Source organism: Caldisericum insulae (assembly GCF_047785965.1).
Classification (GTDB): domain Bacteria; phylum Caldisericota; class Caldisericia; order Caldisericales; family Caldisericaceae; genus Caldisericum; species Caldisericum exile_A.
Genome location: NZ_JBLOBF010000018.1, coordinates 1 through 18626, shown reverse-complemented (window position 1 = coordinate 18626; position 18626 = coordinate 1). Strand labels below are relative to the sequence as shown.

36 protein-coding genes are annotated in these 18626 nt (G+C 35.6%); all 36 read left to right on the top strand.

What is annotated here, in order from left to right; all coding sequences use genetic code 11:
* Positions 1-14 precede the first annotated feature (14 nt).
* The 36 genes from rpsJ (at position 15) to rpsI (ending at position 18541) form a co-directional block, all read left to right on the top strand.
* The gene (rpsJ, locus tag ACMV0E_RS07820; RefSeq protein ID WP_014453665.1) at positions 15-323 is read left to right on the top strand and encodes a 30S ribosomal protein S10; all 309 of its coding nucleotides are present in this window, start codon (positions 15-17) and stop codon (positions 321-323) included.
* Positions 324-334: 11 nt separating this feature from the next.
* Positions 335-940 (top strand): 50S ribosomal protein L3, encoded by a 606-nt coding sequence (gene rplC / locus ACMV0E_RS07815; protein WP_416085823.1) that lies wholly within the window; start codon positions 335-337, stop codon positions 938-940.
* 10 nt (positions 941-950) lie between these two features.
* Positions 951-1583 (top strand): 50S ribosomal protein L4, encoded by a 633-nt coding sequence (rplD, locus tag ACMV0E_RS07810; RefSeq protein WP_416085822.1) that lies wholly within the window; start codon positions 951-953, stop codon positions 1581-1583.
* Positions 1583-1867 (top strand): 50S ribosomal protein L23, encoded by a 285-nt coding sequence (rplW, locus tag ACMV0E_RS07805; protein WP_416085821.1) that lies wholly within the window; start codon positions 1583-1585, stop codon positions 1865-1867. Before rplD ends, rplW begins: the two co-directional genes overlap by 1 nt.
* Positions 1868-1879: 12 nt before the next feature.
* Complete coding sequence (gene rplB / locus ACMV0E_RS07800; RefSeq protein WP_416085820.1) at positions 1880-2710, top strand: 50S ribosomal protein L2; 831 nt, start codon at positions 1880-1882, stop codon at positions 2708-2710.
* Between the two features lie 2 nt (positions 2711-2712).
* The gene (gene rpsS / locus ACMV0E_RS07795) at positions 2713-2988 is read left to right on the top strand and encodes a 30S ribosomal protein S19 (RefSeq protein ID WP_014453660.1); all 276 of its coding nucleotides are present in this window, start codon (positions 2713-2715) and stop codon (positions 2986-2988) included.
* Between the two features lie 11 nt (positions 2989-2999).
* On the top strand, positions 3000-3341 hold the full coding sequence (gene rplV / locus ACMV0E_RS07790; RefSeq protein ID WP_416085819.1) for a 50S ribosomal protein L22: 342 nt from the start codon (positions 3000-3002) through the stop codon (positions 3339-3341).
* 1 nt (position 3342) lies between these two features.
* Positions 3343-4002: a 30S ribosomal protein S3 gene (rpsC, locus tag ACMV0E_RS07785; RefSeq protein ID WP_416085818.1), complete on the top strand. Its 660-nt coding sequence runs from the start codon at positions 3343-3345 to the stop codon at positions 4000-4002.
* Between the two features lie 14 nt (positions 4003-4016).
* Complete coding sequence (gene rplP / locus ACMV0E_RS07780; RefSeq protein WP_416085817.1) at positions 4017-4430, top strand: 50S ribosomal protein L16; 414 nt, start codon at positions 4017-4019, stop codon at positions 4428-4430.
* Positions 4431-4432: 2 nt separating this feature from the next.
* Positions 4433-4636 carry a 50S ribosomal protein L29 gene (gene rpmC, locus ACMV0E_RS07775; protein WP_014453656.1) on the top strand — a complete coding sequence of 68 codons (204 nt, stop codon included), beginning with the start codon at positions 4433-4435 and terminating at the stop codon, positions 4634-4636.
* Between the two features lies 1 nt (position 4637).
* Positions 4638-4880 (top strand): 30S ribosomal protein S17, encoded by a 243-nt coding sequence (gene rpsQ, locus ACMV0E_RS07770; protein ID WP_416085816.1) that lies wholly within the window; start codon positions 4638-4640, stop codon positions 4878-4880.
* Positions 4880-5248 (top strand): 50S ribosomal protein L14, encoded by a 369-nt coding sequence (gene rplN / locus ACMV0E_RS07765; RefSeq protein ID WP_416085815.1) that lies wholly within the window; start codon positions 4880-4882, stop codon positions 5246-5248. The genes rpsQ and rplN overlap by 1 nt, the downstream gene beginning before the upstream one ends.
* A gap of 12 nt (positions 5249-5260) precedes the next feature.
* Positions 5261-5596, top strand: a complete 336-nt coding sequence (gene rplX / locus ACMV0E_RS07760; protein ID WP_416085814.1) for a 50S ribosomal protein L24 — start codon at positions 5261-5263, stop codon at positions 5594-5596.
* Positions 5597-5607: 11 nt separating this feature from the next.
* Positions 5608-6216, top strand: coding sequence for a 50S ribosomal protein L5 (gene rplE / locus ACMV0E_RS07755; RefSeq protein WP_416085813.1), 609 nt, complete (start codon positions 5608-5610; stop codon positions 6214-6216).
* A gap of 9 nt (positions 6217-6225) precedes the next feature.
* On the top strand, positions 6226-6411 hold the full coding sequence (locus ACMV0E_RS07750) for a type Z 30S ribosomal protein S14 (protein WP_416085812.1): 186 nt from the start codon (positions 6226-6228) through the stop codon (positions 6409-6411).
* A gap of 11 nt (positions 6412-6422) precedes the next feature.
* Positions 6423-6818 carry a 30S ribosomal protein S8 gene (gene rpsH / locus ACMV0E_RS07745; protein ID WP_416085811.1) on the top strand — a complete coding sequence of 132 codons (396 nt, stop codon included), beginning with the start codon at positions 6423-6425 and terminating at the stop codon, positions 6816-6818.
* Positions 6819-6827: 9 nt separating this feature from the next.
* On the top strand, positions 6828-7373 hold the full coding sequence (gene rplF / locus ACMV0E_RS07740; protein WP_416085810.1) for a 50S ribosomal protein L6: 546 nt from the start codon (positions 6828-6830) through the stop codon (positions 7371-7373).
* A 12-nt stretch (positions 7374-7385) separates the two neighbouring features.
* Positions 7386-7754 carry a 50S ribosomal protein L18 gene (rplR, locus tag ACMV0E_RS07735; protein WP_416085809.1) on the top strand — a complete coding sequence of 123 codons (369 nt, stop codon included), beginning with the start codon at positions 7386-7388 and terminating at the stop codon, positions 7752-7754.
* Positions 7755-7775: 21 nt separating this feature from the next.
* The gene (gene rpsE, locus ACMV0E_RS07730; protein WP_416085825.1) at positions 7776-8282 is read left to right on the top strand and encodes a 30S ribosomal protein S5; all 507 of its coding nucleotides are present in this window, start codon (positions 7776-7778) and stop codon (positions 8280-8282) included.
* Positions 8269-8691, top strand: a complete 423-nt coding sequence (gene rplO, locus ACMV0E_RS07725) for a 50S ribosomal protein L15 (protein WP_416085808.1) — start codon at positions 8269-8271, stop codon at positions 8689-8691. Before rpsE ends, rplO begins: the two co-directional genes overlap by 14 nt.
* Position 8692: 1 nt before the next feature.
* On the top strand, positions 8693-9961 hold the full coding sequence (gene secY, locus ACMV0E_RS07720; RefSeq protein ID WP_416085807.1) for a preprotein translocase subunit SecY: 1269 nt from the start codon (positions 8693-8695) through the stop codon (positions 9959-9961).
* Entirely contained in the window at positions 9958-10614 is a 657-nt protein-coding gene (locus ACMV0E_RS07715) for an adenylate kinase (RefSeq protein WP_416085806.1), read from the top strand. Before secY ends, ACMV0E_RS07715 begins: the two co-directional genes overlap by 4 nt.
* A complete protein-coding gene (gene map, locus ACMV0E_RS07710; RefSeq protein ID WP_416085805.1) occupies positions 10601-11347 on the top strand; it encodes a type I methionyl aminopeptidase in 747 nt (248 codons plus the stop codon). Before ACMV0E_RS07715 ends, map begins: the two co-directional genes overlap by 14 nt.
* Positions 11348-11359: 12 nt before the next feature.
* Entirely contained in the window at positions 11360-11575 is a 216-nt protein-coding gene (gene infA / locus ACMV0E_RS07705) for a translation initiation factor IF-1 (protein WP_416085804.1), read from the top strand.
* Positions 11576-11589: 14 nt separating this feature from the next.
* Positions 11590-11703 (top strand): 50S ribosomal protein L36, encoded by a 114-nt coding sequence (gene rpmJ, locus ACMV0E_RS07700; RefSeq protein ID WP_416085803.1) that lies wholly within the window; start codon positions 11590-11592, stop codon positions 11701-11703.
* A 10-nt stretch (positions 11704-11713) separates the two neighbouring features.
* A complete protein-coding gene (gene rpsM / locus ACMV0E_RS07695; protein ID WP_416085802.1) occupies positions 11714-12085 on the top strand; it encodes a 30S ribosomal protein S13 in 372 nt (123 codons plus the stop codon).
* Positions 12086-12094: 9 nt separating this feature from the next.
* Positions 12095-12484, top strand: a complete 390-nt coding sequence (rpsK, locus tag ACMV0E_RS07690; RefSeq protein ID WP_416085801.1) for a 30S ribosomal protein S11 — start codon at positions 12095-12097, stop codon at positions 12482-12484.
* Positions 12485-12495: 11 nt separating this feature from the next.
* Positions 12496-13125, top strand: coding sequence for a 30S ribosomal protein S4 (gene rpsD, locus ACMV0E_RS07685; RefSeq protein ID WP_416085800.1), 630 nt, complete (start codon positions 12496-12498; stop codon positions 13123-13125).
* Positions 13126-13140: 15 nt separating this feature from the next.
* Entirely contained in the window at positions 13141-14055 is a 915-nt protein-coding gene (locus ACMV0E_RS07680; protein WP_416085799.1) for a DNA-directed RNA polymerase subunit alpha, read from the top strand.
* A 22-nt stretch (positions 14056-14077) separates the two neighbouring features.
* Entirely contained in the window at positions 14078-14422 is a 345-nt protein-coding gene (gene rplQ / locus ACMV0E_RS07675; RefSeq protein ID WP_416085824.1) for a 50S ribosomal protein L17, read from the top strand.
* Between the two features lie 6 nt (positions 14423-14428).
* The gene (locus ACMV0E_RS07670; RefSeq protein ID WP_416085798.1) at positions 14429-15235 is read left to right on the top strand and encodes an ATP-binding cassette domain-containing protein; all 807 of its coding nucleotides are present in this window, start codon (positions 14429-14431) and stop codon (positions 15233-15235) included.
* The gene (locus tag ACMV0E_RS07665) at positions 15223-16071 is read left to right on the top strand and encodes an ATP-binding cassette domain-containing protein (RefSeq protein ID WP_416085797.1); all 849 of its coding nucleotides are present in this window, start codon (positions 15223-15225) and stop codon (positions 16069-16071) included. Before ACMV0E_RS07670 ends, ACMV0E_RS07665 begins: the two co-directional genes overlap by 13 nt.
* Positions 16064-16864 (top strand): energy-coupling factor transporter transmembrane component T family protein, encoded by an 801-nt coding sequence (locus ACMV0E_RS07660; RefSeq protein ID WP_416085796.1) that lies wholly within the window; start codon positions 16064-16066, stop codon positions 16862-16864. Before ACMV0E_RS07665 ends, ACMV0E_RS07660 begins: the two co-directional genes overlap by 8 nt.
* On the top strand, positions 16857-17615 hold the full coding sequence (gene truA, locus ACMV0E_RS07655) for a tRNA pseudouridine(38-40) synthase TruA (protein ID WP_416085795.1): 759 nt from the start codon (positions 16857-16859) through the stop codon (positions 17613-17615). Before ACMV0E_RS07660 ends, truA begins: the two co-directional genes overlap by 8 nt.
* A gap of 90 nt (positions 17616-17705) precedes the next feature.
* A complete protein-coding gene (rplM, locus tag ACMV0E_RS07650; RefSeq protein WP_416085794.1) occupies positions 17706-18152 on the top strand; it encodes a 50S ribosomal protein L13 in 447 nt (148 codons plus the stop codon).
* Positions 18152-18541, top strand: a complete 390-nt coding sequence (gene rpsI, locus ACMV0E_RS07645) for a 30S ribosomal protein S9 (RefSeq protein WP_416085793.1) — start codon at positions 18152-18154, stop codon at positions 18539-18541. Before rplM ends, rpsI begins: the two co-directional genes overlap by 1 nt.
* Positions 18542-18626 lie beyond the last annotated feature (85 nt).

Genomic DNA, 18626 nt, shown 5'->3' with positions numbered 1-18626 from the left:
AGGAGTGTGATAATATGAAAAAAGATCGTTTAAGAATTAGATTAAAAGCTTTCGACAACAAGATCCTTGACCTTTGGGCAGCAAAGATTGTTGAGGTTGCAAAATCAAGCGGAGCAACAGTGTCAGGACCAATTCCATTACCAACAAAAAGGACAGTGTTTAACGTTTTAAGGGCTCCTAATATCGACAAAGACTCACAAGAAGCATTTGAAATTTGTGTGCATAAGAGATTAATTGAAATTATTGATGCTACACCCGAAATTACTCAGAAATTAGCTAACATGGATATACCTCAGGGTGTGGAAGTTGAGATCAAGATTTAATGGAGGTTGTTATGGCAAAGGGAATTTTAGGATTTAAAGTGGGAATGACTTCCGTTTACCTTGGGGATACAATTGTGCCTGTTACTGTAATTCAAGCAGGTCCATGTACAATTGTTGATAAGAAGACAAGAGAAACCCATGGATACGATGCAGTAGCGCTTGGTTTTGTTGAAGTGAGGCCAGAAAAGTTAAACAAGCCCATGAAAGGTTTTTTTGACAAGAAGGGGTTGAAACCCTTTAGATTCTTAAAGGAAGTAAGGGATATGGAAGGTGAAGTTGGTGAAACAGTCACTGTTGAAGCATTCAAAGATGTTAAATATGTTAAGGTTACAGGAACATCAATGGGTAAAGGTTTTCAAGGCGTTGTAAAGCGTTGGGGATTTGGCGGGTGGCCAAGAACTCATGGACATGAAGCAGAAAGGCGTCCAGGATCTATTGGTCAGCGTGCAACACCTGGTAGAGTTTTCAAAGGAATGAAGATGGCAGGTCATCTTGGAAGTGAAACTGTTACTATAAGGAATCTTGAAGTTGTTAAAGTTATCCCCGAAAAAAATCTAATTCTTGTAAAAGGAAGCGTCCCTGGACCTGATAAAGGTTTGCTCCTTATTAGAGCATAGGAGGATTGAAATGAAGAGCACTGTTATTGATGTAAAAAACAATACTGTTGAGTCTCTTGAACTTCCTGATGATTATTTCTCAAGAGAGGTAAAAAAGCACCTCATATATCAGGCAGTTCAGAGGTATCTTGCAAACAGAAGAAGAGGTACTGCAGATACTAAGGAAAGAGGAGAAGTAAGCTATAGCACTAAAAAAGTAAGGCCACAAAAAGGTCTTGGCCGTTCAAGGCAAGGAGCAAGGACTTCCAACATATGGAAGGGTGGTGCGGTAGTTTTTGGACCTCATCCAAGAGATTTCTCCAAGAAGATGAACAAAAAAGAAATTGACGCAGCAATATTTTCTGCTTTAACTGCACGTTTCAATGATGGAGATGTGCATATTGTAAGTAATGTAAAACTCTCTGGAAAAACAAAAGAGGGTGTGGAAGTTTTGAAGAAAATTGAAGAAACTGTAAAAAAGAATCTTGGAGATGTTTTGTTTGTTTATTCCGATGAGAATGGGGAAGTCGAAAGAGCTTTAAGAAATATTCCGACTGTAAAACCGTTGAACTATAAGTTTCTTAACGCATATGACCTTATGGTTTTTGATTCAATAGTTATGAGTAAAGAAGCAGTTGAAGGAATTGAAGGGTGGTGGAAATAATGGAAACTTATGAAGTTTTAGTGAGACCTTTAATTACTGAAAAGACTACAAAACAGATGTCTCAGGGAAAATATACCTTTATTGTCCACGAAAAAGCAAACGTACAAATGGTTAAAAAAGCGGTTGAAGAAGCATTTAATGTAAAGGTAAAAGATGTTAATATTGGAAAGATTTTTGGAAAAAAGAAGAGAGTTAGAAACAGTTTTTCGAGAACCCCAACTTATAAAAAGGCTATAGTGACACTCTATCCTGGATATAAGATAGATGTCATTCAGAACGTATAATGGAGGTAAGAGATGGGTTTAAAAGTTTATAAACCAATAACTCCAGGCCTTCGTGGAAGAACAGTTTTAAACCACAAAGAGGTTATTACTAAAACTGAACCTGAGAAATCTCTTGTTGAAGGTTTAAGAAAAGAAGGCGGGAGGAATAATACCGGAAAAATTACGGTAAGACATAGAGGCGGTGGAAATAAACGTCTCTATAGAATTATTGATTTTAAGAGAGATAAGGACGGAATTCCTGCAAAGGTTACGTCTATTGAGTATGATCCAAACCGTTCTGCATACATTGCTCTTCTTACTTATGCAGATGGTGAAAAAAGATATATTATTGCTCCACTTGGTCTTAAGGTTGGCGATACTGTTATGTCAGGTCCAGATGCAGAAATTAAAGTTGGCAATGCATTACCTTTAAAAAATATTCCTCTTGGAACCTTTATTCATAATATTGAACTTATTCCAGGAAAAGGTGGTCAAATCGCAAGATCTGCAGGTGCCGCAGCTCAATTGATTGCAAAAGAAGATGAATATGCCCAAATAAGGATGCCTTCTAACGAAATTAGAAGAATTAGACTTGAATGCAAAGCCACCATTGGACAAGTTGGCAACTTGGATCATGAAAATGTCAACCTTGGTAAAGCAGGACACAAGAGACACCTTGGAATAAGGCCTACGGTAAGAGGTTCTGCTATGAACCCTGTCGATCATCCCCATGGTGGTGGTGAAGGTAAGGCACCTATTGGACATCCTGGTCCTCTTACACCTTGGGGTAAGCCTACCCTTGGTTATAAGACTAGAAAGAAGAAGAATCCTTCTGATAAATACATAATTAAGAGGAGGAAATAATTATGGGAAGAACTGGTAAATGGGTTGACCCAAAACTTCTTGAGAAAATTAGAAAAATGAACGAAAAAGGCGAAAAAAAGGTAATAAAGGTTTGGTGCCGACGTTCAACTATCACTGAAGAAATGGTAGGACATACAATTGCGGTTCATAATGGAAAAACTCATATTCCTGTTTATATTGTTCCTGATATGGTTGGACATAAATTGGGTGAATTTGCTCCTACTCGTACATTCCATGGACATAGGGCACCTACTGCACGTGTTATCACGAAGACATAAGGAGGCATTGAATGGAAGCATATGCTGTTGAAAAACACTTGAGGCTTTCTGCAAGCAAAGCAAGACTCGTTGCAGAGCTTATAAAAGGTAAATCAGTAAGAGAAGCAAGGGCAATACTTAAAGCTCTTCCTCATAAAGCTGCACGTTTTATTGAAAAGGCACTGAATTCTGCAGTTGCAAATGGGGTTAATAATTTCAAAATGGATGAGGACATTATGTATGTTTCTGATATTTTTATTGATGCAGAAGGACCTCTAAAGAGAGTTCTTCCAAGGGGATTTGGAAGGGCAGATATAATAAGAAGGCCTGTAAGCCAAATCAAGATAATTGTTAAGGAGAAAGAGGAGGTTTAATGTGGGACAGAAAACTCATCCTTATGGTTTTAGATTAGGAATAACAAAAGATTGGTGGAGTAAGTGGTATTCACCGAAGAAGGATTATTCTTCATATCTTCTTGAGGACTTTAGAATTAGAAAAGAATTTAAGTCACTTGGTTTTAATGCAGCAGTTTCAAAGGTGGAAATTATAAGAAAAGGTACCTCTGAATTGAGGGTTGTTATATATACAGCCCGTCCTGGAATGCTTCTTGGTAAAAAGGGTTCTGAAGTTAGTAAACTCGAGGATATGGTGAAAAAGGTAATCGATCATAAGTACGATAATTTGAAAGTGGATATAAGAGAAGTAAAACACCCTGAAATTGATGCAGAACTTATTGCGCAAAATGTTGCTCAAAGGCTTGAACAAAAAACTCCACACAAAAGGGCAATAAAACAGGCAATAACTAGAGCAATGAGAGCAGGTGCACAGGGAATAAAGATTCAGGTCTCTGGTAGACTTGAAGGTGCAGAAATTGCAAGAACTGAATGGTTTAGAGAAGGAAGAGTCCCATTACAAACTCTTGATGCAGACATTGATTATTCTGAGCAAATTGCAAAAACAAAATTTGGAGTAATTGGAGTAAAAGTTTGGGTCTATAAAGGTCCTGCTAAAGAACCATTATTCTTTGCTTCTTAATTGGAGGTGAAACTATGTTAATGCCAGAAAGAGTCAAATATAGAAAGATGCATAGAGGTAGAACAAAAGGAAAATCTAAGGGTGCTACATCTGTGCATTTCGGTGAATATGGAATTCAGGCGCTTGAACCTGGTTGGATTTCTTCTAGACAAATTGAAGCATGCAGATTGATCTTGATTTCTGCTGTAAGAAAAAGTGGTAAGCTTTGGATAAGAATTTTCCCAGACAAGTCTGTTACAAAGAAACCTGCCGAAACTAGAATGGGTGGCGGAAAAGGTGACGTTGATCATTGGGTTGCAGTTGTAAAACCTGGAAGAGTTATGTTTGAGTTTTCTGGAGTTGATAAGGCAACTGCAGAAGAACTTGTAAAGCAAGTAGGATATAAACTTCCAGTTAAGGTAAGAATGCTTACCTTAGAGGAGGAATAATTATGAAGATCCAACAGATTAGGGATATGACTGATCAAGAAATTGAGAATACTTTGAAGACCTTAAGAAAAGAACTCTTTAACTTAAGGTTTCAACTTGCTACACATCAACTTCACAATCCTGCAAGGATTAGAATAGTAAAAAAGGACATAGCAAGACTTCTTACTGTAAAAAGAGAACGTGAGTTAAAGAAGGAAGAGGTGTAAAATGGGAAAGAAAGAGCTTGTTGGTGTAGTTGTAAGCACCTATATGAAGACAGCTGTGGTAAAAGTTGAACGTATAGCCCATCATCCTCTATATCTGAAGCAGGTGAGAACTTTTACTAAATATTATGCACACGATGAAAATAATCAGGCAAAGGTTGGCGATGTTGTTAGGATAAGACAGACTCGCCCATTAAGTAGACTTAAAAGATGGAGAATTGTTGAGATTTTGGGTGGAGGTGAATAATGGTTAGACAGTATTCACGTTTAGTTTGTGCAGATAATACAGGAGTTAAAGAAGTTTCAATTATAACTGTTTTAGATGTTGGACATAGGCCTACAGGAACTGTTGGAGATAGAATTGTTGCAACAGTTAAGAAGGCTGTCCCAAATAGCCCTATTCCTAAAGGAACTATTGTTAAGGCAGTAATTGTAAGAACAAAATACCCTATCAAAAGAGAAGATGGAAGTATTATAAGATTTGATGACAATGCATGTGTAATCCTTGATAACGAAGGAAATCCAAAAGGAACACGTGTTTTTGGTCCAGTTGCAAGGGAGATTAGAAAGAAAGGTTATGTAAAAATTGCCTCCCTTGCACCTGAAGTGCTGTAAGGAGGATATGTTATGAATAAGGTTAAATATCTTGACATAAAGAAAGGTGATCTTGTGATAGTCATTTCAGGAAAGGAAAAAGGAAAACAAGGAAAAGTCTTAAAGACTATTCCTGAGGAAGGTAAAGTGATTGTCGAGGGAATTAATATGCAAACTCATTTCCTTCGACCAACTCAGGATATGCCCCAAGGAAAGATTACAAAAAGAGAAGGGCCAATTTATGCTCATAAAGTCATGGTAATATGCCCTCATTGTCATACAAAAACAAGAGTCTCTCATAAAATTCTTGAGGATGGAAGCTCAGTGAGAGTTTGTAAAAATTGCCATGAAGTTATTGATAAGATTTAAGAGGTGCATTTATGGGAAAGAAAGTGACATTTAAATTAGATAACAAACTTGAAAACTTGCTAAGCGAAAAATTACCTCAGTCTCCTTTAAAATTGAAATATGAAACTGAGGTAAAGAAGAAAATGATGGAAAAGTTTGGATATAAAAATGTAATGCAGGTTCCAAAGATAGTTGCAATTGCAGTGAATCGCGGAATAGGTGAAGCAAACGAAAATCCTGCTGCACTTGAGAAGACTATACAGGAGTTCATTCTTATTACAAGACAGAAACCTGCAGTTGCACGTGCTAAGAAATCTATTGCATCATTTAGGGTAAGAGAAGGTGCGCCAATTGGTGTAAGAGTTACTCTTAGAGGAAACAGAATGTATACATTTTTTGAAAAACTTATAAATACCGCTCTTCCGAGAATTAGAGACTTTAAAGGTCTCTCTCCGAACTCCTTTGATGGAAGGGGCAATTATACATTTGGAATAAAAGAACAACTGATTTTCCCTGAAATTGAATACGATATGGTTGATAAAGTGAGAGGTTTTGATGTAACCATAATTACAACTGCAAAAACAGATGAGGAAGCTAAAGCACTATTGGAATTTATGGGCTTCCCATTCAGAAAGAATTAGAGGTGAGATATGGCAAGAAAGGCAATGATTGAAAAAGCAAAGAAACCTCCGAAATTTAAAGTAAGACAACACAATAGATGTAAAATTTGTGGAAGACCTCGTGCATATTACAGTCGATTTGGGATTTGCAGATTGTGTCTTAGAAAACTTGCTCTTAAAGGTGAACTTCCTGGCGTTAAGAAAGCAAGTTGGTAAGGAGGAAGAAGATGATTAATGATTTAGTTTCTGATGTCCTTGTAAGAATAAAAAATGGAAGTGATGCTCGACATAAATTTGTTGTTGCACCATCTTCTAAGATGGTCCTTGAAGTTTTGAGGGTGCTAAAAGAAGAAGGTTTCATAAAGGATTTTGAATCAATTCAAATTGATGGAAAACCTTTTGTAAAAATTCATCTAAAGTATGGACCGAATAAAGAACCCTCCATTGTTGGTATAAAAAGGATAAGTAAGCCCGGCAGAAGAATTTATGTTAAAAAAGACGAACTTCCAAAAGTTTTTGATGGTTTTGGAATTGCAATCATTTCCACACCTCAAGGTATTATGAGCGATAAAATGGCTCGTAGACTTGGGCATGGTGGTGAAGTTGTTTGCTTTGTGTGGTAGGAGGTGCATATGTCAAGAATTGGAAAAATGCCTATACAAATTCCTAAGGGTGTTACTGTAAATATTCTCGAAGGAAATATTGTTGAAATTAAAGGTCCTAAAGGGGCTCTGAAAAGAGAATTTCACCCTGAAATGAAGATAGAAGTAGTTGATAATGAGATCGTTGTTAAAAGAAACTCAGATAAGCCTTTTTATAAAGCGCTTCACGGAACAACAAGAGCACTCCTAAACAATATGGTTATTGGAGTTACAAACGGTTTCTCGAAGAGACTTATAATTAACGAAAAGACCTATAAAGGTGAAGTAAAAGGCAGAAAAGTCCAGTTTGAGTTAGGTTACAGTCATCCAATCTTAATGGATATTCCAGAAGGTCTTAATGTAACAATTGAAGGACAAGTTATTACGGTATCAGGGATTGATAAAGAAGCTGTTGGTGCTTTTGCTCAAAAGATTCGACACCTTAGAAGAGTTGATCCTTACAAGGTAAAAGGTATTATTTACGAAGGCGAAAAGATTAGGCGTAAAGCCGGTAAGACAGTTGCTTCTGGAAAGTAAGGAGAGTGGACTATGATTAAGATAACACCAAGAAATGAACTAAGAAAAATAAGACATGAGAGAATTAGAAGAAAAGTCTTTGGTACTGTTTCAAAACCAAGACTTTCGATCTTTATAACTTTAAAGCATGTTTATGCTCAACTTATTGATGATGAGCATAGAAAAACCCTTGTCTCTGCATCAACTCTTGATAAAGAACTAAAGGAATTATTAAAAGACAAAACTCTTACAGAAAAAGCAAAGGCAGTAGGAAAACTAATTGCTGAGAGAGCACTTGCAAAAGGTATTGACTCTGTTGTTTTCGATAGAGGCGGATATAAATATCATGGTAGAGTAAAAGCCCTTGCAGATGAAGCAAGGAATGTAGGACTCAAATTTTAGTAGGAGGGTCATGTGGCTACGATGGATAGAAGAACAGCAGAAGTAAAAGAATTTGAAGAATCTATTTTACAAATTGATAGAGTTTCTAAAGTTGTTAAGGGTGGAAAAATCCTACGTTTTAGAGTTGCGGTGGTAATTGGAGATAAAAAAGGTAGAGTTGGTGTTGGCGTTGGTAAAGCAAGAGAAATTCCGTCTGCAATTCAAAAAGCGATAAACGATGCAAGAAGGAATCTTGTAACTGTTCCCTTGAAGAATAATACAATTCCTATGAGGATAACTGCCAAAAAGGACACAGCACATGTATTTCTTGCTCCAGCAGTTCAGGGTACAGGACTTGTGGCAGGACGTGTTGTTAGAATGATTGCAGAAAAGGCAGGAGTTCAAGATTTGCTTTCAAAATCTCTTGGTTCTTCAAACCCTCTTAATGTTGCCCAAGCAACTTTAAAGGCCTTGAGAGATATGGAAAAAATAATGAGAGTAAGCGAATTGCGTAAGATGAAAGAGGGAGGTAAAGATGAAAGTAATTGATCTCAGACCAAAAGCACATTCTAAGAAAGAGAAAACAAGAGTCGGTCGTGGTAATGGCTCTGGCAAAGGAACATATTCTACTTATGGTTGCAAGGGACAGAGGTCTCGTTCAGGTGGTGTAAAAGCGAAGGGATTTGAAGGAGGACAAACACCAATATATAGAAGACTTCCAAAGTATAAAGGATTCAAGCCTTTAGAAAAGGAAGAATACATTGAAGTTAATGTAGAAAATCTTGAAAATATTGCAGGAAATGAAAAAGAAATTAATCTGAATGACCTTTTTGGAGGTAAGGTAAAAGTTTTAGGAAGGGGTGAGATCAGTATTCCTCTTGTTGTTAAGGCCTCCAAATTCTCCAAGCAAGCAAAAGAGAAAATAGAGAAAGCACAAGGGAAAGTCGAGGTAATTTAATATGTGGGAAACAATTAGAAGAGCGTTTAAGTTAAAAGAGTTAAGACAGAGAATTTACTTTACTCTCTTTTTGTTTATCCTCTTTAGACTTGGAACCTATATTCCCGTTGTAGGTATTGACAGAACTCAAATTTCAAACATTATCTCACAAGGTGGTTTTCTTGCCTTAATGGATCTCTTCTCTGGTGGTGGTTATACCAACTTCTCAATTTTTGCACTCTCGGTTTTTCCTTATATTAACGCATCAATTATTCTTCAACTTCTCTCTTATGTAATACCTTCACTTGAGGCACTTGTAAGAGAAGGTGGAGAAGAAGGACAGAGGAAAATGGCCCAATACACAAGATACTTAACTGTTGCACTTGCAGCGCTGCAGGCATTCTCTGTAATCGTAATTTTTAGAAATTATCTTGTAAACCAAAGCATCCTTCTTAAATTAGTTATTATGGCAAGTCTTATTGCAGGATCTTATCTTGTACTTTGGCTTGGTGAAATTATGACTGAAAAAGGAATTGGAAATGGAGTTTCACTTATTATTTTTGCAGGCATTATAAGTAGAATTCCTGTAAGTTTTGTTGAGATTAGTCAGAAGTTATCTGCGGGTGCTGTTAGTGTTTTTAGTGTTATTGGCGAATTTCTCGCGTTTCTCATTTTGCTTGTACTTGTTATTTTTGCATACCAATCTGAAAGGAGAATTCCTGTTCAATATGCAAAAAGAATTGTCGGTAGGAGAGTTTATGGTGGACAAACTACATATATACCTTTAAGACTTGTTCAGGCAGGTGTTTTGCCTATAATCTTCGCAGTCTCCTTTATGGCATTCCCTGCCACTATTGGGCAATTTTTCCCAAATTCTTGGTTTACCAAACATATTGCACAACCTATTTTTGGGACTCCCACAGGTATTTGGTATAACTTAATCTATTTCTTTTTAATTGTTGGTTTTACATTTTTCTACACTGAGATGACCTACGATCCATTAAAGCTTGCTGACGACCTAAAGAAATACGGTGGTTTTATTCCTGGAATAAGACCTGGTGAATCTACCGCACAATATATTGCATCTGTGTTGAGAAAGATTACACTTCCTACTTCTATTTTCCTTGGACTTGTTGCAATTATTCCCAATCTTGTTTTTAGAAAGATGACCATAACCTCTTTTGTGTTTGGTGGAACGTCACTTCTTATTATTATCGGTGTTGCGCTTGAAACTATGAGGGAAGTTGAGGCATATCTTTTGATGAGGCAATACGAGGGCTTTTTGAGATGAAAAAACACCTTGTACTTCTTGGTCCACCAGGAGCAGGAAAAGATACACAAGGTAGAATGCTTTCTAAAGAGTTGGGTATTCCTTTAATCTCTTCGGGAGATCTTGTAAGGAAGGAAATAAACGAAAGAACCGATTTTGGTTTACGTTTTAAAGAACTAACAGAGAGTGGCAGCCTTGTACCTGATGAGTTTATGAATGATTTTTTTGCACATGTACTTTCAAGTTACGATCTTAGAAAGGGGTATATTTTAAATGGCTTCCCCAGGACAGTTAACCAGGCAGAATTTTTAGATGAATACCTAAAAGAAAAGGATGCAGAAGTTGAACTTGTTCTATTTCTTGACGTTGATTTTGATACTCTTGTAAAAAGACTTTCAGGTAGAAGAGTCTGTAAGAGCTGCGGTGCAGTTTATAATATTTACTTTTCTCCTCCAAAAGTTGATAGTATTTGTGATGTTTGTGGCGGTGAACTTGTGCAAAGAGAAGATGATAAAGTTGATGCAGTTAAAAAAAGAATTGAAGTTTATCTTGAAAGCACAAAACCTCTTCTTGATTTTTATAAAAAAAGAGGTATACTTAAAAGTTGCGATGCTAGTAAATCCCCTGAGTCTGTTAATAGGTACCTTTTAGAGGCTACAAATGATTGTGATTAAAACAAAAGAAGAAATTGAAAAAATGAGAAAATCTGGTAAAATATTAAGATTGGTATTAGATATGGTTAAAGAGAAAATTGAACCTGGAATTAAAACAATTGAGCTTGACAAGTTTGCCGAGGACAAAATTTATGAACTCGGAGGAATTCCTGCTTTCAAAGGATATAGAGGCTTTCCAAACGCTCTTTGTATCTCTATTAATGATGAGGTAATTCACGGAATTCCATCTGATAGATTAATTCAAGATGGCGATTTAGTTAAAATTGATGGTGGAGTAATACTTGATGGATATTATTCGGATGCAGCATTTACAAAAATTGCAGGCACTCCAAAAAATGATACCGATGTGAAATTAGTTGAAGTTGTTGAAAAGGCATTTTTTGAAGCTGTGGCTGTTATCAATGTTGGTGCTCATTTATACGACATTGGATACAGTATCCAAAAATTTGTTGAAAGCAATGGTTTTTCTGTTTTAAGAGACTATACAGGACATGGTATTGGAAGAAATCTCCACGAAGATCCTTCTGTGCCAAACTATGGGAAACCAGGTACAGGTATTACTTTAAGAGCAGGTATGACTCTTGCAATCGAACCTATGATTACCGCAGGAAGTTATAAGGTTTATACCGATAAGAATGGTTGGACTGTTAAGACTGTTGATGGATCAAATAGTGCCCACTTTGAACATACGATAGCAATTCTTGAAGATAGAGTGGAACTTCTTACGGTGTGAGGAGGGTTTCTCATGGGTAAGGAACAGGTAATTGAAGCAGAAGGTATTGTGGTTGAAACTCTTCCAGGTACTATGTTTAAGGTTAAGCTTGCAAATGGAAAAGTTGTTCTTGCAACAATTAGTGGCAAAATGCGTTTGAATTTTATAAAAATTTTGCCAGGTGATAGAGTAAAATTGGAATTTAGTCCTTATGACCTTACTAAGGCGCGAATTGTTTATAGACTTTAGAAAGGAGAGATGCAATGAAAGTAAGAACTTCCGTTAAAAAGATGTGTCCAAAATGCAGAATAGTAAGAAGAAGGGGAAAACTCATGGTTATATGTGAGAACCCTAAACATAAACAAAGACAAAAGTAGGAGGTGAACTTTGGCACGTATAGCAGGCGTTGATTTGCCTAGAGAAAAAAGAATTGATATAGCACTTACCTATATTTACGGGATAGGTAAGCATAATTGTTATGATGTATTGAAGGAAGCAAATGTTCCGCTTAAAAAGGTAAAAGACTTAACCCCCGAAGAAATTAAAGCAATAGAAGATGTAATAAGAGAAAAGTATGTTGTTGAAGGCGACTTGAGAAAAATCGTTGCAAGCAATATAAAAAAGCTTATTGAAATTAACTGTTATAGGGGAATTAGACACAAGAGGAATTTACCTGTTAGAGGGCAGAGAACAAGAACTAATGCAAGAACAAGGAAAGGTCCAAAGAAGACTGTTGGATCTGTTAGAAAGAGTGCGTAAGGAGGTAAGATGAAAAAAGGTAAAACAAGTTCTAAGAAAAAGGTGCAAAAGATTGCAGGTACCGCTAAGGTATATATTAATTCTACATTTAATAATACGATTATTACCGTAACAGATGAGCAAGGTAATGTTGTATGCTGGTCTTCTGCGGGAAGTAATGGCTTTAAGGGGACAAAGAAAGGCACTCCATTTGCGGCACAGGTTGCAGCACAAAAGGCAGCTGAAGAAGCGATTAACCTTGGAGCAAAAAGAGTTTCAGTCCTTGTTAAGGGTGGCGGTCCAGGTAGAGAAGTAGCAATTAGAGCATTGCAGTCAGCAGGTTTGCAAATTGAGGAGATTAAAGATATAACTCCTATTCCTCATAATGGTTGCAGACCAAGAAAACTAAGAAGAGTATAAGGAGGATAGCGATGGCAGTATATAATGGACCTCTTTGCAGAATTTGCAGGGCACAACAAAAGAAACTCTTTCTAAAAGGAGATAAATGTTATACAAAGAATTGTCCTCTTGAGAAGGGACGTGGAATACCAGGTCAGAAGCAAATAGTTCTTCATATGAATAAGCCTACTGATTATAAATTTCATCTAATGGAAAAGCAAAAGGTTAAGGCAATGTATGGGGTTTTAGAAAGACAGTTCAGAAGGTACTTTGATATAGCAATAAGGCAGAAAGAAATTCCTACAGGTGATAAACTTCTTGAACTTCTTGAAAGAAGACTCGATAACGTTGTATTTAGAATGGGATTTGCACCAAATAGAAGGACAGCAAGACAACTTGTTTCACATGGCCATATTCTTGTAAATGGTAAGAAGGTAAATATCTTTTCTTTAATCCTTGATAAAGGAGATGTAGTTGAGGTAAAAGAATCCTCAAGACAAATACCTATTATTAAAGCATCACTTGAGGAAAGAAATACTTTTCCAAATTGGGTAGAAGTCAATAAAGATTCATTTAAGGGTGTTGTAAAAGAGCTTCCAAATATTAAAGAACTTGCACTTGACGTCAATCCTACTTTGATAGTTGAGTTATACTCTAAGTAATAAGGAAGTGAAAACATGTGGCGATTAGAGAATATCTCGCTTGAAGTTTTGAAAGAAGAGGGAAATTACGGAGAATTCAAATTTTCACCTCTTGAAAGTGGATTTGGGCTTACATTAGGAACTGCTATTAGAAGGATACTTTTGAGTTCTATTGAAGGAGTTGCTCCTGTTGGTGTTTATATTGATGGCGTTATACATGAGTTTTCAACTATCGAGGGTGTTGTTGAAGACGTTGAACAAATTATTTTGAATGTGAAGAAACTTATTATTTCAATGGAAGCAATAGATAAGACAATTCTTCGTTTTGAAAAGACTGGCGAAGGAGAATTGAAAGCTTCCGACCTTATACATACAAGTGAAGTTACCATTCACAATCCAGACCTTCATATTGCAACAATATCTTCCTCAAAAGGGCGACTATCTGGTGAAATTTATATAAGAAGAGGTAAAGGGTATCTTCTTGAGGAAGCTGTAGAGAAACTTGAGGATTTTCCTCAAATTGTAATTCCGATTGATGCAAACTTTTCACCAGTAGTAAAGGCAACATTTAGAGTTGAACCTACTCGATTTGAGGAATCTGTCGATTTTGATGCACTCATTGTTGGGGTGCAAACAAAGGGCAATAAAACTCCGAGACAATGTTTGATTGAAGCCATAAATGTGCTTCTTGATTATTCTAATGTCTTTAACAAACTTTTAAACGGAAGTAAAATAGGCGATATTTCCGATGATATCAAGAACATGAAAATAGAAGCACTTAACTTGCCTGAAAGAGCATATAATGTGCTTATCAAGAATAATATTAATACTGTTGGAGATTTGATAAAATATTCTGCTAAAGATTTGTTAGATCTTGATAAATTTGGTGTTGCTTCTCTTAAGAGTGTTGAAGAAGCGTTGGGTAAATTGGGTTTAAAACTTAGAGAGTAGGAGGTCTCATATGAACCATGGAATTTCATTAAGAAAACTGGGATTTTATCCAAGTTATAGAAAAAGTGTCTTAAGAAATCTTGCAACTTCCCTTATTTTAAATGGAAGAATAGAGACAACTGAAGCAAGAGCAAAAGAGGTAAGAAGAATTATTGAGAAGTTAATAACAAAGGCAAAGGAAGATAATCTCAATACGAGAAGATATGCGCACTCTGTATTATTCAATAAGGAAGCAGTTTACAAGCTTTTTGATCTTGCCAAAGAGTACAAGGATAGACCAGGTGGATATACGAGAATTCTAAAACTTGCAAAATACAGACGTGGAGACGGAACTCTCCTTGTGCTTATTGAACTTATTAAAGAATAAATACTCATGCTTGAGTTTCAAAATGTCTCGTTTTCATATAACGGAGACAATTGGGTTCTTAAGGATATTAGTTTTAGTCTTAAACAAGGGGAATTTGTATCTATAATTGGTTCGAACGGTTCAGGAAAATCTACGATAGCCCGTCTTGCAAACGGGCTTTTATTATCTCAAAAAGGCGATGTTCTCTTAAACGGAAGCTCGCTTAAGGATAAAGATATAAATAGATTAGCAAAATTTAAGGTGGGTGTAATTTTTCAAAATCCAGATAACCAGTTTGTTGGTATCACAGTTGAAGATGATCTTGCGTTTGGCCTTGAGAATATGGGTCTTAATCGAAATATTATTCAAAGTAAAATTATTGAAATTTCAGAGAAACTTGGAATAAAAAGTTTTTTGCATTTTCCTCCATCACTTCTATCAGGTGGAGAAAAGCAAAAGGTTGCTCTTGCTTCCGTCCTTGTTTTGGAACCAGATTATGTTGTTTTTGATGAAGTAACATCCCTTCTTGACCCTATAAACAGGAAGATGATCTTAAATACGATTCTTGAAATTAACAGAAATAGAGGTGTTCTATACATTACCCATCATCCAGAAGAGACAGTTTTTTCAAACCGAATTATTGTTTTAAATAATGGTTTTATTGCGAGGACAGGAACACCATACGAAATATTTAGTGATGTAGATTTTCTTTCAAGCGTAAATGTCTCAAATCTGCACGAGGCGATTCTCTCAAAAAAACTTCTTGAGAAAGGTCTTATTGAAAGATTTTCTCTTAATTTAGATGAGATAGTGGATCAATTATGCTTGAACTAAAAGAAGTGTCGGTTATATACGATCCTCATACACGCTTCAAAAAAGAGGCACTTATTGGCGCAAACCTAAAGATATATGAAGGGGAACGTGTTGCAATTATTGGAAGGATTGGCTCTGGCAAATCAACTCTTATTGAGGTTATAAGTGGGCTTTTAAAACCAACAAGTGGCGAAGTTATTATTGATAAAATCAATATAACAAAAGAGAAAATTAAAAGAAGCGACATAGTAAAAAAGGTAAGTGTAGTTTTTCAACATCCTGAAATGCAATTTTTTGCTGAAACTGTCTTCGAGGAAATTGCTTATGGTGCAAGAAATATAGGAATAGAAGAGAGTAAGATTAAGGATGCAGTTTTAATGGCGCTCAATGATGTAGGTCTCGATGAGACTTATTTAGAAAAGTCTCCTTTTGAATTATCTGGTGGAGAAAAAAGGAGAGTTGCAATAGCAAGTGTTATAGTAATGAATCCAAAATATCTTATATTGGATGAACCCACATCAAATTTGGATTTTGGTGGTAAATCAAGTGTTATTTCATATCTTCAAGAGAGAGTAGCAAGAGGAAGAACTCTTATATTTGTGACTCATGATATGGACGAGGCATTTATGCTTTCGAAAAGAATTATTGTAATAAATGAGGGGCACATCGTTTTTGATGGTGAAACTGTAAGGTTTTTTGATGATGCAGAACTTGTTGAAAGAATCGGGCTTGAGCCACCCTTTTTTGTAAAAATAAAAAAAACTCTTTCAAAGTGTTTTCCAGATTTTCCAAGTTGTGAAGATTACGATTCAGTAGTTCAATATCTATTAAGGAAGAGAAGCGAGTATAATGGCTAAATTCTATTTTGGTCAATTTCAATACACACAAACATTTTTTCATAAGTTAAATCCAACTCTCAAAATAGTTCTGATTTTTTATCTTGTGATTCTCCTTTTTTTCCTTAAAACAATAGAGGCTTACTTCTTTTTTCTTGTATTTGGAATTTTTCTTATTATATTGTCAAAGTTATCATTTAAGTCTGTTGTTTCTTCTTTTAAGCCGATCATATTTTTGCTTCTATTTACTCTTTTCTTCCAGTTATTTTTTACTCCAGGAACAATTGTTTTAGATCTCAAAGTTTTAAAAATTACAAAGGAGGGATTAAGCCTTTCAATATATATTGCAATAAGACTTATTATTCTTACGATACTTACTTTTTTACTTACATCAACTACAACAACAACTGACCTTGCTCTTGGGTTTAGAAATGTAATTTTACCTTTTAAGATTTTTAAATTTCCAGTAGAGGAATTGTCTCTAATGATTTCGATTTCTCTTCAATTTGTACCAATACTTTTCGAAGAAGCAGATAGAATTATGAAAGCTCAAATGGCAAGAGGTGCCGATTTTGAGAGTGGTAATTTGTTTGTACGTGCAAGAAGTTTTCTTCCTGTAATTCTACCCTTAATTCTTAATGCCTTTAATAGAGCGGACCAGCTTGCTATGGCTATGGAATCAAGAGGCTTCATTCTGGGTATGAAACGAACGTCATATAGAGTTAGTAAATTTGGAAAGAACGAAGCATTAGCAATTATTTTTGTTTTAATCTTTACGCTTGTTCTCTTTGTGCTGGAGGGAATTTATGCATAACTATCTTATGAGAATCCAATACATTGGAAGAAATTTTTCAGGTTTCCAGAAGCAATCAAATCATCCAAAGGATGAAAAAACAGTGCAGGGAGAAATTGAGAAGACTTTAAAGACTGTTTTAAGAGTGCCAGTTAATACATATGGTGCTGCAAGAACTGATGCAGGAGTTAATGCCTTGAATCAGTATCTTAACTTCTACTTCGATGGTGTGCTTGATTGTGGCTGGCTTAAAAATAAAATGAACCATCTTCTCTTTGATGAAGGTATCTTTGTTAAGGAAATAAGGGAAGTACCTCAAACATTCCATGCAAGGAAGAGTGCAAAAAGTAAAATTTATGCATATATTGTTTCATCTGACCTTGAAAAGTCAATGTTCCTTATGCCATATGTTTATATTTATAAGGAGCCACTTGATTTGAATATGCTTAAAATAGCACTTGATGGACTTAAAGGAAAACACGATTTTTCAATTTTTGCCAATTTCGATAAATCTCAAAAAGATAGAAATAATATCTGCGAACTTTTTGATACAGGTTTTATTGAAAGAGGATCCCTTATAATTCTTTATTTTCACGGAGATCGATTTCTGTATCATATGGTAAGAAGGATGGTTTACTATGTGCTTAAAGGGGCGCAAGGATATATTGATACACGTATTTTACTTAATCCGTTTTCTTTTGGGAAAAAGGTGCCTTTTACAAGACAAGTTTTACCACCAGAACCACTCTTTCTTGTTAATGTAATTTACTAAAGAATTTTTGAAATGCGCAAATTTATTCTTGACTAAAATTAAAATTTTGGTATTATTATACGGATATGAAAATTTAGGAGGATGTGAGATATGATGAAAATAACTAAATTTCTGAAACCTTATGAAGTAAATAAAAAGTGGGTACTGATAGATGCTGAAGGCAAATCTATTGGAAGAGTAGCAGCTTTAGCTGCTTCAATTTTGAGAGGAAAAAATAAATCGAATTTTACCCCAAATGTTAATATGGGTGATAATGTTATTGTTATTAATGCCTCAAAAGTAAAAGTGACTGGAAGAAAATTAACGGATAAAATCTACTATAAGCATACAGGTTATGTTGGAAATATGCAATCTTACATGCTCCGTGATATTCTACAGAGAAAACCAGAATTTCTAATTACACATGCGGTTAGACTTATGCTTCCTAAAAATAGACTTGGAAGAAAAATGATAAAGGGGCTTAAGGTTTATAGTGATGCAAATTTCCCAAAGGAATTTAAAGTTGAACGCACGATTACACTTTCTAAGGAGGAATAATGGATAAGGTAATTTTAGCGGTTGGAAGAAGAAAAACTTCTACTGCAAGGGTTGTTTTAACTCCTGGGACTGGGAGATTTAGAGTTAATGGAAAGGATGTTAACGAGTATTTTAATGTTAAATCTCTTTTACCAGAAGTGTTTAAACCTCTTGAAATTACAAATTTAAAAGACAAATTCGATATTAGAGCAAATGTCGAAGGCGGAGGGTTTAGGGGGCAGGCCGATGCAATTAAACTTGGTATTGCCCGTGCTCTTCTCAAGGTTGATGAAACCTTGAAACCTGTTTTAAAGAGTGAAGGCCTACTTACAAGAGACCCGAGGGAAAAAGAAAGAAAGAAATACGGATTACACTCTGCAAGAAAAGACCGTCAGTACAGAAAGAGATAAAACAAATTCTCAACTTTGTAAAAGAGGGGCACAAGCCCCCTTTTTTATTTTTATATTTTTCGTTATTATAATGTATTGAATTAAA